Consider the following 14,701-nt stretch of genomic DNA (forward strand, 5'->3'; position numbering starts at 1 on the left):
CTCGAAGTCTTCTGTCCTTGAGGGGGCGCGGGGGACCGCGCGATCAGCCGAGGCGGACCGGCGGCCGCCCCACGCCCCAGACCACCCGTGTTATCCGTGGTTCTTCTTCCAGTCGGCCTGAGCGGTGTTCAGCTGCTCGGCCAACGTGTCCAGGAAGTCCTTCGGGCTCAGCTTCCCGAGCAGCACCTTCTGGAAGTTCGGCTCGTTGTCCGCCTTGGAGATCGTGTTCCAGTCGGGCAGGTAGTAGGGCAGCTGCACGATCTTCGTGGTGGTGCCCGCCAGCGCCTCGGCGGCCAGCTTCGTCGGCTCCGACTCCTGCACCCAGCTGTCCTGCGCCGCCTCGGAGTTCGCCGGCACCTGCCCGGCCGTCTTGTTCCACTTGCTGTTGGACTCGTGCGACGCGGCGAACTCGATGAACTTCCAGGCGGCGGTCTTGTTCTTGCTCGCCTTGAACAGGCCGAGTCCGTCGACGGGGTTGGACACCTGGACCCGCGTGCCGTCGTCCTGTGTCGGCGCCGGGATGCCCTTGAACTTGCCGGCCAGCGCCTTCTGGTGGTCGCCGTAGGAGCCCAGGTTGTGGCTCAGCATGCCGATGGTGCCGGAGTCCCACTGGGCGACCATCTTGGTGAAGTCGTTGTTGACGTCGGCGGACGGGGTGTCCTTCTTGAACAGGCCGACGTACTTCTCCAGCGCGGCCACGTTCTTCGGGTCGTTGACCGTGGTCTTGTCGCCGCTCCAGAACTCGGTGATCCCGCTCTGCCCGTAGGTGGCGTCCAGCGCCTGGGCGATGGACCCCGCGCCACCGCGGATGGTGTACCCGAACGCGTTCTTCTTCTTGTTCGTGAGCTTGTCGGCGGCCGCGTAGAACTTCGTCCAGGTCGTCGGGGCGTCGAGACCGGCCTGCTGGAACAGGTCGGTCCGGTACCAGAGGGTGCCGTTGTTCGCGGAGGTCGGCACCGAGTACGTCTTGCCGTCGATCCCCGCCGCCTTGACGCCGTCCAGGAACTTCTGGTTGAGCTTGCCGTTCAGCGTGCTCTTGGAGATCCGGCTGTCCAGCGGTTCGAGGGCGCCCTGCGCGGCGACCTCGGCGAGCATCGCGGTGCCCACCCCGCCGACGTCGGGCAGCCCGCCGCCCTGGATGGCGGTGTCGTACTTGGACTGGACGCTGTCTGACGGCACACCGACGTAGTTGACCTTGATGTCGGGGTTGGCCTTCTCGAAGTCGGCGATGATCTCCTTCCAGACGTCGGTACGCACACCGCCGTTGTTGTCCCAGAAGGTGATCTCCCCCTTGCCGGAGCCCTCGCCTCCCTTGTCCCCCGCGCCGCCGCTGCCGTCGTCGCCGCAGGCGGTGGCGGTCAGCGCGAGCACGGAGCCCAGCGCGACGGCCAGGGCGACGCGCCTGCTTCTGCGGATGCTGCTCTTCATGTGTTCGGCTCTCTTCTTCTGGATCCCGACGGAGATATGAAGTTGTGGGGGGTCGGTGGGTGGGGCCGGCACGGGCTCACGGTGTGCCGCCGATCCGCTTCTGCGGTCCGGAGAACCGGGTGACCAGCGCGGGAACGGCGGCCGCGGGGTCCAGGCGGTACGCGTAGAACGCGCGCGGGTCGAAGGCCGCGCCCCATTCGTCGGTGCGTCCGCCCGTGTTCCGCAGGATCGACCCGCGCTGCACCAACTCGGCGGTGGCGTCGGCCTGGTAGGGGTGCTGGACCCCGTCGAAGTAGCTGTTCTCGATGACCATCTTCGTGCGGCCCCTCGACCAGTTCCCGTACGTCCACACCGGGTCCCCGTCGGCCACCTGGGCCGAGAGGTAGTTGTTGTAGAGGTGGGCGTACGCGCAGTTGTCCGCGGAGGGGTTGCGCTGCTTCGTGCCCGTGAACCAGTTGTGGTCGATGGTGATCTGGGTGAGCACGTTGGTCGTCCAGCCGATGCCGAACGCCTTGTTGTGGGTGTCGAAGCGGTTGTAGGAGACGGTGACGTACTGACTGTCCTTGCGGATGTCGAGCAGTCCGTCGCCCATGTGCGTGAAGCGGTTGTGGTCGATCCACACGTGGTCGGCGGTGTCCATCTGGACGGCGTCGAAGTCGGTGGTCTTGCCGTCCCAGTCGCCCTCGACGTAGGAGTCGCGGATCGTCAGGTTGCGGATGATCACGTTGTGCGTACCGGGGTTCAGGTGCAGTTCCCCGTGCACGATCTCGCCGGTGTCGCCGACGCCGATGATCGTCTTGTTCGAGGTCACGACGATGTCGGAGCCGAAGGGTTCGACCGCCACCGCGCCCTCGACCCGGATGACGTACGGCTCCTCGGCGGCCGCGTACCTCGCGAGCGAGGCCTGGTCGGTGACGGTGACGACCCTGCCGCCGGCGCCTCCGGTGGTGCCGCCGGCGAGGGAGGCGAACCCGTGGGCGCGGTCGGTCCAGCGGGCTGCCGCAGCGGCCCGGGTGACGGCCGTCCCCGGTTCGTCGGCGGCCTTCGCCTGTCCGACGGAACCGAGGCCGAGCGCCGCCAGCAGGCCGGCGACGGCCGCCAGGACCGCACCCGGTCTTGGCAAGCGCTTGCTAGGGAAGTGCGTCATTGCGGCTCCCAACAGGCGTACGGAAGTGATGAGGCGGAGCGTCAGAGCGGTCTGACGCGGAACTCGCTGAACGTGGCCGCCCCCGCGTGGCCCGTTCCGGTGGGCGCGAGGGCGAAGAGGCCGAGCAGGGCACCGACCCAGCGCCAGGGCGTGGCGGCGAAGACAGGACCGGAGTAGCGCAGGCCGTCGCCGATGTCGTACGCGAAACGGCAGCGTGCCCCGGTGCCGATCTCGATCCGCAGCCGCGCTCGTCCCCGGGGGGCGAGCCGCGGGTGGGCCGCGTCCCGTTCCCTCTCGGCGACCGGTTCCGCGAACCGGTGCACCAGGTGGACGGCTCCGTCGGCGCCCCGCTGGAGCCCGATCCAGCCGAAGGCGTCGCCGAGGACCGCGAGTCCGGCGCGTGCTCCCGGCTCCTCGCTGTGCAGCTCCAGCTCCGCCTCCACGACGGACGGGAGCCCGGGCAGCCGTTGCGTGAGGATGCTCGGCAGGGTGCGCAGATCGTGCGCGTCGGCCGTCCGCACGCAGGTCAGGCGCAGTCCGTCGGCGGAGTGCTGTGTCGCCCAACCGTCCTGGGGGTTGGCCGTCCACGACCACTGGCGGCCGAAGCGTCCGCCGGGGAAGTCGTCGTCGGTGGCGGGCGCGGCGGGCGGCCCCGCCGGCAGACCGGGACGCCTGTGCTCCGGTACGGGGGCGCCGTCGTCGCCGATCACCGGCCAGCCGCCCCCGTCGTCCCAGCGCATCGGCTGGAGGTGGACGACACGGCCGTAGGCGCCGCGCTGCTGGAAGTGCAGGAACCAGTCCTCGCCTGCCGCGGTGCGGACCCAGCCGCCCTGGTGCGGGCCGTTGACCTCGGTGTCCTTCTGTTCCAGGACGATCCGCTCCTCGTACGGGCCGAAGAAGTCCCGGGCCCGGAAGGCGCCCTGCCAGCCGGTCTCCACTCCCCCGGCGGGCGCCAGGATCCAGAACCAGCCGTCGTGCCGGTAGAGCTTCGGCCCTTCGATCGTGAACCAGCCGGGTATCCGGTCCCCTTCGACGATCGCCTTGCCCTCGTCGAGGACGGCCGTCCCCTCGGGATGCATACGGTGACCGGTGAGCCGGTTCTTCACGCCCGCCCGGGACTTGGCCCAGGCGTGCACGAGATAGGCCTCGCCCGTCTCCTCGTCCCAGAGGGGGCACGGATCGATGAGGCCCTTGCCCTCCTTCACCAGCAGCGGGCGGGACCAGGGGCCTCTGATCTGCGGGGCGTTGATCTGGAAGATGCCCTGGTCGGGGTCGCCCCAGAAGATCCAGAAGCGGTCGTCGTGGTGTCGCAGGGAAGGAGCCCACACCCCGCAGTCGTGCCGCGGAGACCTGAACTCGTCCGCCGGCTCGAGGCGGTCGAGGGCGTGACCGACCAGCGTCCAGTTGACCAGGTCGCGCGAGTGCAGCAGCGGCAGGCCGGGGACGCGGCCGAAGCTGGAGGCCGTGAGGTAGAAGTCGTCGCCGACCCGCACGACGTCCGGGTCGGACCAGTCCGCGTTCAGGACGGGGTTGGTGTACGTCTCGTACGTCACTGGCTGACCGCCTTCCGCACGAGTGCCGCCGCCTCGTCCCGGTCCAGGCGGCCGTCGGCGACGACGGTGACGATCCGGCGTACGGCCGTCTCGCCGGGCGGAACCGGCAGCCTCGCCTCCGAAGCCAGTGAGGAGCCGACGCCCGGGTACTCGGCGGTGCGGACGAACCAGGGGTCGTGCCGGGTGGTGCCGGTGGCCCCCGCGAAGACGAGCGTCCAGTCTCCCCCGCTCCCGGCCCCGCCCGAGCGGGAGGACCCCTGTCCGGCCAGGGCGAGCCAGTCGGCGCGGGCGCCGTGCGCCGAGGCCTCGCCCTCCGTGCCGGCGGTGAAGACCTCGGGGGGCGTGTGCTCCTTGCGGGCCCGCCAGAAGAAGCCGCCGTAGGCCGCTCCGGGGCGACCGTTCGTCGCCGGGCTGCCGATGGTCAGCGGGCCGGACGTGACGTTGGTCAGCGAGAAGGTGAAGTCCAGCGCCCATGCGGTGTCGGTGAGTTCGGTGGCCGCGACCGTACGGCGCTCGCGCAGCAGTTCCGTTCCCGAGGCGATCCAGCGCAGCTCCTCCACGAAGCCGTCCGGGTCGCGGAGCTGGAAGGAGCTGTGCCGCTGGGCTCCGTGGTTGTCGAGCTCGGTCGGTCCCCGGTCCCGGACGTAGGTGCGTCCGCCCCAGAAGTTGTGCCCCTCGACGTCGGGTACGGCTACACCGACGCCGAGGTGGTGTGCGTGGTCGGCAGGGCTCAGTTCGGTGACCGCCGTGCCGGCCAGGGTGGTGACCGGGTGCAGGTAGGGGCGTGGGGAGAGCCGGGCGGGCAGCTCGGGCCGGGTGACGTAGCGGGCGACCGGGCGGCCGGCGACACGCAGGACGACCGGTGCGTCGGGTGCGGTTGCGGTCATCAGGGGCTCACCTCTTTCGGATGCGCGGTCGTGAACGCCCAGGGGGCGCCCAGTTCGGAGTAGAGGGCGAGGGTGTCGGCGGCGGCCGCGACGAGGCCGTCGATGCCGGGGACGACCCGCCGTTCCTCGTCGGGCAGCAGGCGCCAGGCGTCGTCGGGCACCTGTACCGGGTCGGGGGCGACCCGGATCGCCTCCACGACCCGCATGAACGATTCGGTCACGGCGGGCGGGACCAGCAGTTCCGTCCCGTCGGTGAGGTGCTCGACGAGGTTCTCCAGCAGGTCGGTGCGGCCGTACTCGGACTCCTCGGGGCCGTGGCCGGCCCGCTGGAGCAGGACGCGATCCTGCTTGTACCAGTAGGTGATCCGGCCGCGGCTGCCGTGCACGACGACGTACGGGTCGTCCGGGTCCTCGGCGCACAGCGTGGCCGCGACGACGATCTCGCGGCCGTCGGCCGTGCTGACGCGGACGCAGGAGGTGTCGTCGGACTCGATGGCGTTGGCGTGCGCCAGCTCGGTCTCGATGCCCGTGACGTCGTCGGCGCGGGTGGCGCCGGCCAGCGCGAGGGCGGTGGTGACGGCGTGCGCGAGGGGGTTGGTAAGCGCCCCGTCGATCACGTCGACGCCGTTCAGCCGCCGCCTGCCCGCCCAGGGAGCCCGCCGGTAGTACGCCTCGGCGCGGGCCCAGGCGCCGGCGCCGCCGACCCCGGCGACCTCACCGATCACACCGTCGCGGATCAGTTCGCGGATCGCGGGCACGGCGTGCGATCCCAGCGACTGGAAGCCGATCTGGCAGACCACACCCGCCTCGGCGACCCCGTCGGCCATCCGGCGGAACTCGGCGTACGACGGCGCGGGCGGCTTCTCCAGGAGCAGGTGCACCCCCCTGCGCGCGGCGGTCAGGGCCAGGTTGGTGTGGGTGGGGATCGGAGTGCAGATGACGGCGATCCGGGCGCCGGTGGTGTCCAGCAGCGCGCCGAAGTCGGCGGACTGCTCGGGCGCGCCGAGGCCCTCGGGGAGCTCCGCCGCGGTCAGCGGGGTCAGCTCGCAGACGCCCGCCAGGCGGACGATGCCCTTGTCCTGGAGCCGGCGGATGTTGTCCAGGTGCCAGCGGCCGTGGCCGCGCGCGCCCGCGAGGACGATCGGGACCGGGCTGCTCATCGGTTCGGCGGTGCTCATGGGATCCTCCCTGCGCCCGCGCCGCGTGCCACCTCGCGGTCGGCCACCGCGGCGCTGTCGATCTTTCCGTGCAGGGTAGGCGTCCAGCCGACGTCCGCCGTGAGATCGCGCTCGCTGCCGCTGTTGTAGGCGTTGTGGATCGCGAGGAGGTCCACGGGCCAGCCGTTGAAGAGGGTGCCGCTCTGGTGCAGGGCGGTGCCGTTCCAGCTCTTGACCAGGTCGGCGACCTCCACGTGGCCGGGGGTGTGGAAGGCGTTGTTCTCGGCGTGGACGGCCGACTCGGTCGACACGCCGAACGAGTAGCGGTACTCGGCTCCCTCGGGGACGACGTACCGGTTGTCGTAGAGGTGCACCTGTCCGAAGCGGACGCGCGGCGCGCGCTGCACGACCGACTCGAACTGGTTGTGGTGCAGGGTGACCCGGAGCCTGCCGCGGTCGCCGGTGGCGGTGTCGCCGCTGCCGATGAGCATCGCCTTGTCGTGCCCGGCGAACCGGCTCCAGGAGACGGTGACCAGGTCGGAGCCGTTGGTGATGTCGAGCAGACCGTCGTGGCGGAGGTAGTTGCGGGCGAAGTAGGTGGGCTCGGCGGAGTCCGGGTGGCCCTTGTCGGAGGCCGTGACGTGGTCGACCCAGACGTGTGTCGCGCCGGTCAGCCAGATGTTGTCGTAGGCCGTCTTCCAGTCGCCGAGGCCGCCGGTGTTGGGCTGCCAGACGGGGAAGCAGTCGTAGGCGTCGCGCAGGTCGAGGTTGCGCAGAATGACGTTGTCGGCGTTCCTGACCTGGAGGCTCGCGCCCTTCAGGACGGCTCCGTCGCCGAGGCCCACGAGGGTGGTGTGGGAGCCGACGGGCAGCACGATCCGCTCGGCCTGCGCGGCCGCCGACGCCTGGCGGGCCTCTTCCTGCGCACCGCTCGGCCTGGCGGCGCCCCAGGTGCGGGGGTCGTAGGCGGCGAGGTACTTCTTCAGGCCGTAGCCGTCGGTGGCGTAGTCGGCGCAGTCCAGGTGGTCGCCGTCGTCGTCGGTGTTGGCGTCGATCGTCCCGGCGATCCTGATGATCTTCGGGGTGTCGCTGCCGCCGTCGAGGGCGCGGACCAGTCCGGCGCGGTCGGTGACGGTGTACACGTGGGCGTCGTCGGCGGCCGCGCCTCCGGTGGTGCCGGTGCCGTACGCCGCCCAGCCGTCGTCGGCGGCGAGGGTGTCGCGGGAGATGTCCCGGGCCTCGGCCCGCGCGGAGGCGCAGAGCAGTCCCAGCGCGGCCGCGACCACCGTGATCCGACGGATCATCACCCCTTCACCGCCCCCGCGCTGAAGCCGGTGATCAGCCACTTCTGGATGAAGGCGAAGACGATCACCACGGGGACGGCGGCGATGATGCCGCCCGCGGCCAGCGCGCCCAGGTCGACGCTGTCCGCGCTCATCAGGGTGTTGAGGCCGACGGGGATCGTCTGCTTGGTCTGGTCGGACAGGAACATCAGGGCGAACAGGAAGTGGTTCCAGGCGTGCACGAAGGCGAAGGAGCCGACGGCGATCAGTCCGGGCCTCAGCAGGGGCAGGACGACGATCCGGAAGGCGGTGAGCCGGTTGCAGCCGTCGACCCAGGCGGCCTCCTCCAGGGAGTACGGCACGTTCCGGATGAAACCGCTGATCAGGATCATCGACAGGGGCAGCTGGAAGACCGTCTCGGCGATGATCACACTGCCCAGCGAGTTGATCATCTTGAGTTCGGCGAAGATCTGGAAGAGCGGTACGAGGAGCAGCGCGCCCGGCACGAACTGGGTGCACAGCAGGGCGAGCATGAAGCCGCGCTTGATCTTGAAGTCGAAGCGGGCGAGGGCGTAGCCGCCGGCCAGGGCGACGCCGGTGGTGAGCAGCAGGGTCGCCACGCCCGTGATCACGCTGTTCTGGAAGTAGACGGCGAAGTCCCGCTCGTTCCAGACCTTCTCGAAGTGGTCGAAGGTCATCGGCCAGGGCACGAGCGAGGTCGAACCGGCCGGGCGGAGCGCGAACAGGAGGATCCAGTAGAAGGGGACCAGGGTGAAGACCAGGTAGATCCCCAGGGGGAGGTAGATCTGCCAGCGCGGGGCCTCGTCCCAGGCCCGCTTCTGCCTGGGCGGGCGCCGGTCGGCCACGCCGGGGACGCGCACGGGGACGGGTGTGACCTCGGTGGCCTCCTTGGTGATCACTTGTCGCCTCCTCCGAACTTGCTCAGCCGCAGATAGACCATCGAGCAGAAGAGCAGGATCACGAACGCGACCGTGGTGAGGGCGGACGCGTAGCCGAAGTTGTGGGCGTCGACGCTGGTGTTGGCGATGTAGAGCGGGAGGGTGGTGGTCTCCCCCGCCGGACCGCCGCCGGTGAGCGTGTAGAGCAGGTCGACGTTGTTGAACTCCCACACCGCGCGCAGCAGCGTGGACAGGACGATGGCGTCCTTCAGGTGGGGCAGGGTGATGTGCCAGAACTGCTTGACCCGGCTCGCGCCGTCGACCTCGGCGGCCTCGTACAGGTCCTTGGAGACGGACTGGAGGTCGGCGAGGATGAGGATCGCGAAGAAGGGGACACCGCGCCACAGGTCGGCGATGATCGCCGCCGGGAAGACGGTGGAGGTGTCCGACAGCCAGCTGGTGCCGTACTCGCCGATCCCCATGTCCGCGAGGTAACGGGTGATGCCGGTCTGGGAGTTGTAGAGCAGCACCCAGATCGCGGAGGTCAGCACTCCGGAGACGGCCCACGGGGAGAACACCAGCGCCCGGCCGAGCGAGCGCCCGACGAAGGTCTGGTTGACGATCAGCGCCAGGGCCAGGCCGAACAGCAGCTGGAGTCCGACCTCGACGAAGACCCACTGGGCGCTGAAGGTCAGCGTGTCCCAGAACTGCGGGTCGTCGGTGAAGGCGTGGACGAAGTTGTCGAAGCCCGCGAAGCCGTTGCGCCACGGTTTGGTGGGGTTGTAGTTCTGCAGGCTGTAGTAGAAGACGCTGATGACCGGGTAGGCGATGAAGCCCAGCATCAGCAGGGCCGCCGGCGCGATCAGCAGGTACGGCAGTCTGCGTGGCGTGGCGGAGGCACGGCGCCGCCGGGGTGGCGCGGGCGGTTTCGCCACGGCTGCGGCTTGGGCCATGACTGTTCTCCGTTCTCAGTACGTCTCTCGGTGCGTCGTGCGTTCGGGTGCGTTCGCGCGCATCGCGCTTTCGGACAGGTGAAGCGCTTTCTCTCCGGACAGGGGTCGGCCGGGGCCGTGCTGCTGCGGTTCAGCCCGCGTACGGGTCCGCGACCTTGCCCGGGCGGGCCAGGAACTCGAAGTCGCAGCCGGTGTCGGCCTGGGTGATCTGTTCGTTGTAGAGCGCGCCGTAGCCGCGCTCGTACCGGGCGGGAGGGGGCGTCCACTCCGCCCTGCGACGCTCCAACTCCTCATCCTCGACGTTGAGTTGCAGGGTGCGCGCCTCGACGTCGAGGGTGATGGAGTCACCCGTGCGCACCAGGGCGAGGGGCCCGCCGACGTACGACTCGGGCGCCACGTGCAGGACGCACGTGCCGTAACTCGTCCCGCTCATCCGGGCGTCGGAGATCCGCACCATGTCCCGCACGCCCTGCTTGAGCAGGTGGTCGGGGATGGGCAGCATGCCGTATTCGGGCATGCCCGGGCCGCCCTTGGGGCCGGAGCCCCGCAGGACCAGGACGGTGTCGGCGGTGATCCCCAACCCCGGGTCGTTGATGGTGCGTTGCATGGTCCGGTAGTCGTCGAAGACGACCGCGGGGCCGGTGTGCTCGAGCAGATGCGGCTCGGCGGCGATGTGCTTGATGACGGCGCCGTCCGGGCAGAGGTTGCCGCGCAGGACGGCGACCCCGCCCTCGCTCGCGACCGGGTCGTCCCGGTGCCGGATGACGTCGTCGTTGTGCACCTGGGCGCCGGCGAGCTGCTCGCGCAGGGTGTCGTGCGAGACGGTCGGTCGGTCCAGGTGGAGCAGGTCCGGGATCCGGGAGAGGAAGCCGGGGAGTCCGCCCGCGAAGTGGAAGTCCTCCATGAGGTATTTCTGGCCGCCGGGACGCACGTTGGCGAGCACCGGGACGGTCCGGGCGACGCGGTCGAAGTCGTCGAGGGTGAGCGTGACGCCCGCGCGGCCCGCCATGGCGATCAGGTGGATCACGGCGTTGGTCGAACCGCCGAGGCCGAGGACGGTCGTCACGGCGTCCTCGAAGGCGTCCCGGGTCAGGATCTCGGAGAGTACGCGCCCCTTGTGGACCTGTTCGACGATCCTCATGCCGGCTTGTGCCGCCATCCGGTCGTGTCCCGAGTCGACGGCCGGGATGCTCGACGCGCCCGGCACCGTCACGCCCAGCGCCTCCGCGGCGGCCGTCAGCGTGGACGCCGTGCCCATCGTCATGCAGTGCCCCGGCGAGCGCGCGAGGCCGTTCTCCAGCTCGGCCAGCTCGCAGTCGCCGATGAGGCCGGCCCGCTTGTCGTCCCAGTACTTCCACATGTCGGTGCCCGAGCCGAGGACCTCATTGCGCCAGTGGCCCGGCAGCATGGGCCCGGCCGGGACGAAGACCGTCGGCAGGTCGACGCTGGCAGCGCCCATGAGCAGCGCGGGAGTCGTCTTGTCGCAGCCACCCATCAGCACGGCCCCGTCGACGGGGTAGGAGCGCAGCAGCTCCTCGGTCTCCATCGCGAGCAGGTTGCGGTAGAGCATCGGCGTCGGCTTCTGGAAGGTCTCGCTGAGCGTGGAGACCGGGAACTCCAGCGGGAAACCGCCCGCCTGCCATACCCCCCTCTTCACGGCCTGGGCGCGGTCGCGCAGGTGGACGTGACAGGGGTTGATGTCCGACCAGGTGTTGAGGACGGCGATGACCGGCTTGCCGAGGTGCTCCTCGGGGAGGTAGCCGAGCTGGCGGGTGCGGGCGCGGTGACTGAAGGAGCGCAGGCCCTCGGCGCCGTACCACTGGTGGCTTCTGAGGTCCTCCGGGCGCTTTCTGTCCCGTTCGTCGAAGCGCTTCATATGGACCACCCCGCCGCTATGGCGGCGACCTCGGCCCGCTCGTGCTCCGGCAGCGACCGGCTCGGCGGGCGCACCTCGCGGCGGCACAGGCCAAGGGAGGCAAGGGCTTCCTTGACGACGACGACGTTGTTGGCGGAGCCGTTGGCGGCGCGCAGTTCCTCGAAGCGTCTGATCTGTTCCCACACCTTCATCGCGGCCGGGTAATCCCCTGATCGAAGCGCTTCGATCATGTTCAGCGAGACGGCCGGGGCGACGTTCACGAGCCCGGAGGTGAAGCCCGTGGCTCCGGCGGAGAAGTAGGACGGGGCGTACGGCTCGGCGAGCCCGGCGACCCAGACGAAGCGCTCCAGACCGGCGTCCCGTGCGAAGGCGGCGAAGCGGGAGGCGTCCGGGACGGCGTACTTGACGCCGATCACGTTCGGACAGGCGTCGGCCAGGTCGGCGAGCCGTTCGCCGTGCAGTTGCGCGTTGCGGATGTACGGGACGACGCCCAGCTCGGGCACCGCCTCCGCGATCTCCCGGTGGTAGTCGACCCAGCCGCCCTGCGAGACGTAGGGGTGGACCGGCTGGTGGACCATCACCATCTGCGCGCCCAGCTCACGGGCGTGCCGGGCGGAGGCGACGGCGGTCGGCACGTCGTGTCCGACGCCGACCAGGATCGCCGCCCGCTCACCGGCCACCTCGATGGTCAGCTCCGTGACCAGGCGGCGCTCTTCGGGGGTGAGGGCGTAGAACTCGCCGGTGTTGCCGTTGGGGGTGAGGGTGGTGATCCCGCCGTCGAGCAGTCGGCGCAGCAGGGCCCGGTGGGCTTCGCCGTCGACGGAGCCGTCCTCGGCGAACGGGGTCACCGGGATGGCCACCACGTCGGCCAGGGCCGCACGCTGGGTCTCGAACGCCACGCTGCTCATTCCTGACCTTTCTCTGCCTGGGCCCCATGGGCCTCTTGGGCGGTCTCGGGGAACGCCCGGTGCACGAAGGACGCGATGTGGGCGTGCAGGGCGCGGCCCGCTCCGTCGGCGTCGCCGGCCAGGGCGAGCCGCAGGATCTCGCGGTGCTCGCCCGCCTCCCGTTCCCAGGAGGGCGAGGCGGCCCAGGCGACGGCGGAGACCAGGGCGGCCTGGTCGCGTACCTCGTCGAGCATCCGGCCGAGCAGCGGGTTGCCGCACGGCAGGTACAGGGAGCGGTGGAACTCCCGGTTGGCCAGGGACCGTTCGGCGGTGTCGGTGGCCTCGTCCGCCCTGGTCAGCGCCTCGCGTGCGGCGTCCAGGGAGGCGCCTCGCCGCACGGCCCGCTTGAGCGCCTCGGGTTCGAGGAGCAGGCGTACGTCGTAGACCTCACGCGCCATGTCCGCGTCCACCATGCGCACCGTGACGCCCTTGTACTGGCTCATGACGACCAGTCCGGTGCCGGCCAGGGTCTTGAGCGCCTCGCGCACCGGGGTCTTGGAGACCCCGAACTGTGCGGCGAGCTCGGTCTCGACCAAGGCCTGACCGGGCGTCAGCCGCCCGGTGAGGATACGGCGTTTGATCTCCTCCAGCACGTACTGCGTGCGGGACGGGATCGGCGTGGGCACAGAGGTCATGCGCGCCTCTCGGATGTCGCGTATCTGATCTCGGATCTGGCGTATCGCGTCTCATATATGAGGTACGAAGTACGACGCGTTGAAGGTAGGAGTGGCCCCGTGTTTCGTCAATGCTTCTGACAAAGGAAGTTGAGGTTGCCGGGGCGCAAGGGCCCCAAGTGGGGTCAGAAGGGGATGGTCTCGCCCTCGCGAGCGGTGCGGGCGGGTCCGCCGAAGGCGACGGCGGCCCGGGCGGTCGCGGCCTCCCGGGTCAGCGTGGGTCCGACATGCGTGATGTACAGCTCGCGCACTCCCGCCCGGCGGGCGGCGTCGCCGGCCTCCTCGGGCGTGAGATGCACCTGCGTCTCCCGTTCGCCTTCGTGATGCCGGTCGATGTCCGCCTCACACAGGAACAGGTCCGCCCCGGAGGCGAGTTCGGTGAGGGCGTCGCACGGCCCGCTGTCCCCCGAGTAGGCGAGGACGCTCCCCTGGCACTCGGCCCGCAGCCCGTACGCCTCGGTGTCGTGCACCACCGCCCGCGAGGTGAGGCGCAGGTTCCAGTGCCGCACGGTGTGCCCGTCGAACAGGGCCCTGAAGTCGAAGACCCCGCTCAGGAACCGTACGTCCGGCCGGCCGAAGAAGCCCGCCAGGCGCCGGGCGCAGTCGAGCGGCGCGTAGACCGGGATCGGGGCCGGCGGGGTCATCCCGCCGTACACGAGGGCGTAGGCGGCGGCGAGGAGATCGGCGCTGTGGTCGGCGTGCAGATGGGAGATCCAGATCGCCGTGAGCCGGTCCGGGTCCGTGTGCCGCTGCAACTCCGCGAACGTCCCGGGTCCGGCGTCCACCCACACCTCCGCCCCCGCGCCGCGCAGCAGGTAGCCGGAGCAGGGGCGGCCCGGCCGCGGGTACGGAGAGGCGGTACCGAGGACGGTGAGGCTCAGGGGCATGGTGGGGAGCGTACGTTTCGGTCCCGCCGGGCGGGCCGTGTTTCCCATGCGGCTACGGCAGCCGCGGCGACCGTCTACGCCTCGCCAGGTGCCCGGCGGTGAGGCGTCGGGGCGTCGGTCACCGCGTCCACGCCGGGTCACGGCCGCTCAGTCCGACCGCCCGGTCGAGCAGTGGGGCGTCGTCCGCCACGGGCACCACGGGGCCGAAGATGCCGTCCCCGCGGTCCGATTCCTCGGCGGCCGCCCGCAGGAAGTCGTGCGAGACCCGCAGCGCGTCCGGGTCGGGCTCGTACTCCTGCCCGGTGGCACGGGCCAGGTCCCAGCCATGGATCACCAGTTCGTCGGCCGCGACGGCGGCCGCGACCGCGCCGGGCAGGTCGATGCCGCCGGCGCGGGTCATGCCGGTCCAGGCGGCCGGGTCCCGCCAGGCCTCGGCGAGCGCGTCGAGCGCCGTGGGCAGCTCCTCGCGCCAGCCGGGGCCGATGTCCGGCTCGGCGGCGTCCGGAGCGGTGTCGGTATGGGCCCCCAGATCCTTGCGGCCGGCGTCCCGGAAGGCGACGGAGAGCCCGATGAGGTGCCCGAGCAGATTGCGGACGGCACAGCCCGGGCAGGGTGTCCCGTCCGCGAGCTGCTCGTCGCGGACACCCTCCGCGAGGCGCGCGATGATCCGGGCCTGGGGCCCGAGGTCGAGAGTCGTCGTCGTGTTGGTCATACGGGGTAGACCGGCCGCGCCGCGCGATCTCATCGGTGCCGCACGGCGCAATTCCGTCCGCGAAACCGGCGGCTGCCGCGCCCCTGCCCGGACGCTCACGGCCGCCCCCGGCACCGCCGCCGCACGGCTCTCAGCGCGAGGACAGTGCCACGCCTACGGCCTCCAGATCCCGTCCGACGCGCGGCCGGCCATCCCCGGCGCCACGCGACTCTCAGCGCGAGGACAGGACCACGCGCACGGCCTCCAGGCCCCCGTCCGACGCGCGCCCACCCCCGGCCCCCGGCACCGCCCCCGCACG

The 14,701-nt window shown here is 71.0% G+C and carries 12 protein-coding genes and 1 pseudogene; all 13 read right to left on the reverse strand.

Features of this window, described 5'->3' with window-relative positions:
* Positions 1-90: 90 nt before the first annotated feature.
* The 13 genes and pseudogenes from ACIPFH_RS32495 to ACIPFH_RS32555 all read right to left on the reverse strand — a co-directional run bounded on the left by ACIPFH_RS32495 (position 91) and on the right by ACIPFH_RS32555 (position 14,403).
* Positions 91-1,428, reverse strand: coding sequence for a sugar ABC transporter substrate-binding protein (locus tag ACIPFH_RS32495; protein WP_356254262.1), 1,338 nt, complete (start codon positions 1,426-1,428; stop codon positions 91-93).
* A gap of 88 nt (positions 1,429-1,516) precedes the next feature.
* Positions 1,517-2,575, reverse strand: a pseudogene (locus tag ACIPFH_RS32500) (polysaccharide lyase family 1 protein); the annotation flags it as partial.
* Positions 2,576-2,616: 41 nt separating this feature from the next.
* Positions 2,617-4,128 (reverse strand): family 43 glycosylhydrolase, encoded by a 1,512-nt coding sequence (locus tag ACIPFH_RS32505; protein ID WP_401832127.1) that lies wholly within the window; start codon positions 4,126-4,128, stop codon positions 2,617-2,619.
* Positions 4,125-5,015: a PmoA family protein gene (locus tag ACIPFH_RS32510; protein WP_401832129.1), complete on the reverse strand. Its 891-nt coding sequence runs from the start codon at positions 5,013-5,015 to the stop codon at positions 4,125-4,127. The genes ACIPFH_RS32505 and ACIPFH_RS32510 overlap by 4 nt, the downstream gene beginning before the upstream one ends.
* A complete protein-coding gene (locus tag ACIPFH_RS32515; protein WP_401832132.1) occupies positions 5,015-6,193 on the reverse strand; it encodes a Gfo/Idh/MocA family protein in 1,179 nt (392 codons plus the stop codon). The genes ACIPFH_RS32510 and ACIPFH_RS32515 overlap by 1 nt, the downstream gene beginning before the upstream one ends.
* A complete protein-coding gene (locus tag ACIPFH_RS32520) occupies positions 6,190-7,476 on the reverse strand; it encodes a polysaccharide lyase family 1 protein (protein WP_401832134.1) in 1,287 nt (428 codons plus the stop codon). The genes ACIPFH_RS32515 and ACIPFH_RS32520 overlap by 4 nt, the downstream gene beginning before the upstream one ends.
* The gene (locus ACIPFH_RS32525; protein ID WP_401832135.1) at positions 7,476-8,375 is read right to left on the reverse strand and encodes a carbohydrate ABC transporter permease; all 900 of its coding nucleotides are present in this window, start codon (positions 8,373-8,375) and stop codon (positions 7,476-7,478) included. The genes ACIPFH_RS32520 and ACIPFH_RS32525 overlap by 1 nt, the downstream gene beginning before the upstream one ends.
* Positions 8,372-9,307 (reverse strand): carbohydrate ABC transporter permease, encoded by a 936-nt coding sequence (locus ACIPFH_RS32530; protein ID WP_401832138.1) that lies wholly within the window; start codon positions 9,305-9,307, stop codon positions 8,372-8,374. The genes ACIPFH_RS32525 and ACIPFH_RS32530 overlap by 4 nt, the downstream gene beginning before the upstream one ends.
* A gap of 130 nt (positions 9,308-9,437) precedes the next feature.
* Positions 9,438-11,183 carry an L-arabinonate dehydratase gene (gene araD / locus ACIPFH_RS32535; protein ID WP_401832141.1) on the reverse strand — a complete coding sequence of 582 codons (1,746 nt, stop codon included), beginning with the start codon at positions 11,181-11,183 and terminating at the stop codon, positions 9,438-9,440.
* Positions 11,180-12,091, reverse strand: coding sequence for a dihydrodipicolinate synthase family protein (locus ACIPFH_RS32540; RefSeq protein WP_401832142.1), 912 nt, complete (start codon positions 12,089-12,091; stop codon positions 11,180-11,182). The genes araD and ACIPFH_RS32540 overlap by 4 nt, the downstream gene beginning before the upstream one ends.
* Positions 12,088-12,765, reverse strand: a complete 678-nt coding sequence (locus ACIPFH_RS32545) for a GntR family transcriptional regulator (protein ID WP_356264087.1) — start codon at positions 12,763-12,765, stop codon at positions 12,088-12,090. Before ACIPFH_RS32545 ends, ACIPFH_RS32540 begins: the two co-directional genes overlap by 4 nt.
* A 164-nt stretch (positions 12,766-12,929) precedes the next feature.
* Entirely contained in the window at positions 12,930-13,691 is a 762-nt protein-coding gene (locus tag ACIPFH_RS32550; protein WP_401832144.1) for an MBL fold metallo-hydrolase, read from the reverse strand.
* A 118-nt stretch (positions 13,692-13,809) separates the two neighbouring features.
* The gene (locus tag ACIPFH_RS32555; RefSeq protein WP_401832146.1) at positions 13,810-14,403 is read right to left on the reverse strand and encodes a TIGR03086 family metal-binding protein; all 594 of its coding nucleotides are present in this window, start codon (positions 14,401-14,403) and stop codon (positions 13,810-13,812) included.
* Positions 14,404-14,701 lie beyond the last annotated feature (298 nt).

Source organism: Streptomyces sp. NPDC088157 (genome assembly GCF_044741545.1).
Classification (GTDB): Bacteria; Actinomycetota; Actinomycetes; order Streptomycetales; family Streptomycetaceae; genus Streptomyces.

What these genes read in the sequence shown, in the direction of transcription:
- ACIPFH_RS32545 (WP_356264087.1), bottom strand. Translation starts at nt 12,765, where the DNA reads ATGACCTCTGTGCCCACGCCGATCCCGTCCCGCACGCAGTACGTGCTG.
- ACIPFH_RS32520 (WP_401832134.1), bottom strand. Translation starts at nt 7,476, where the DNA reads ATGATCCGTCGGATCACGGTGGTCGCGGCCGCGCTGGGACTGCTCTGC.
- ACIPFH_RS32510 (WP_401832129.1), bottom strand. Translation starts at nt 5,015, where the DNA reads ATGACCGCAACCGCACCCGACGCACCGGTCGTCCTGCGTGTCGCCGGC.
- ACIPFH_RS32515 (WP_401832132.1), bottom strand. Translation starts at nt 6,193, where the DNA reads ATGAGCACCGCCGAACCGATGAGCAGCCCGGTCCCGATCGTCCTCGCG.
- araD (WP_401832141.1), bottom strand. Translation starts at nt 11,183, where the DNA reads ATGAAGCGCTTCGACGAACGGGACAGAAAGCGCCCGGAGGACCTCAGA.
- ACIPFH_RS32555 (WP_401832146.1), bottom strand. Translation starts at nt 14,403, where the DNA reads ATGACCAACACGACGACGACTCTCGACCTCGGGCCCCAGGCCCGGATC.
- ACIPFH_RS32495 (WP_356254262.1), bottom strand. Translation starts at nt 1,428, where the DNA reads ATGAAGAGCAGCATCCGCAGAAGCAGGCGCGTCGCCCTGGCCGTCGCG.
- ACIPFH_RS32530 (WP_401832138.1), bottom strand. Translation starts at nt 9,307, where the DNA reads ATGGCCCAAGCCGCAGCCGTGGCGAAACCGCCCGCGCCACCCCGGCGG.
- ACIPFH_RS32540 (WP_401832142.1), bottom strand. Translation starts at nt 12,091, where the DNA reads ATGAGCAGCGTGGCGTTCGAGACCCAGCGTGCGGCCCTGGCCGACGTG.
- ACIPFH_RS32550 (WP_401832144.1), bottom strand. Translation starts at nt 13,691, where the DNA reads ATGCCCCTGAGCCTCACCGTCCTCGGTACCGCCTCTCCGTACCCGCGG.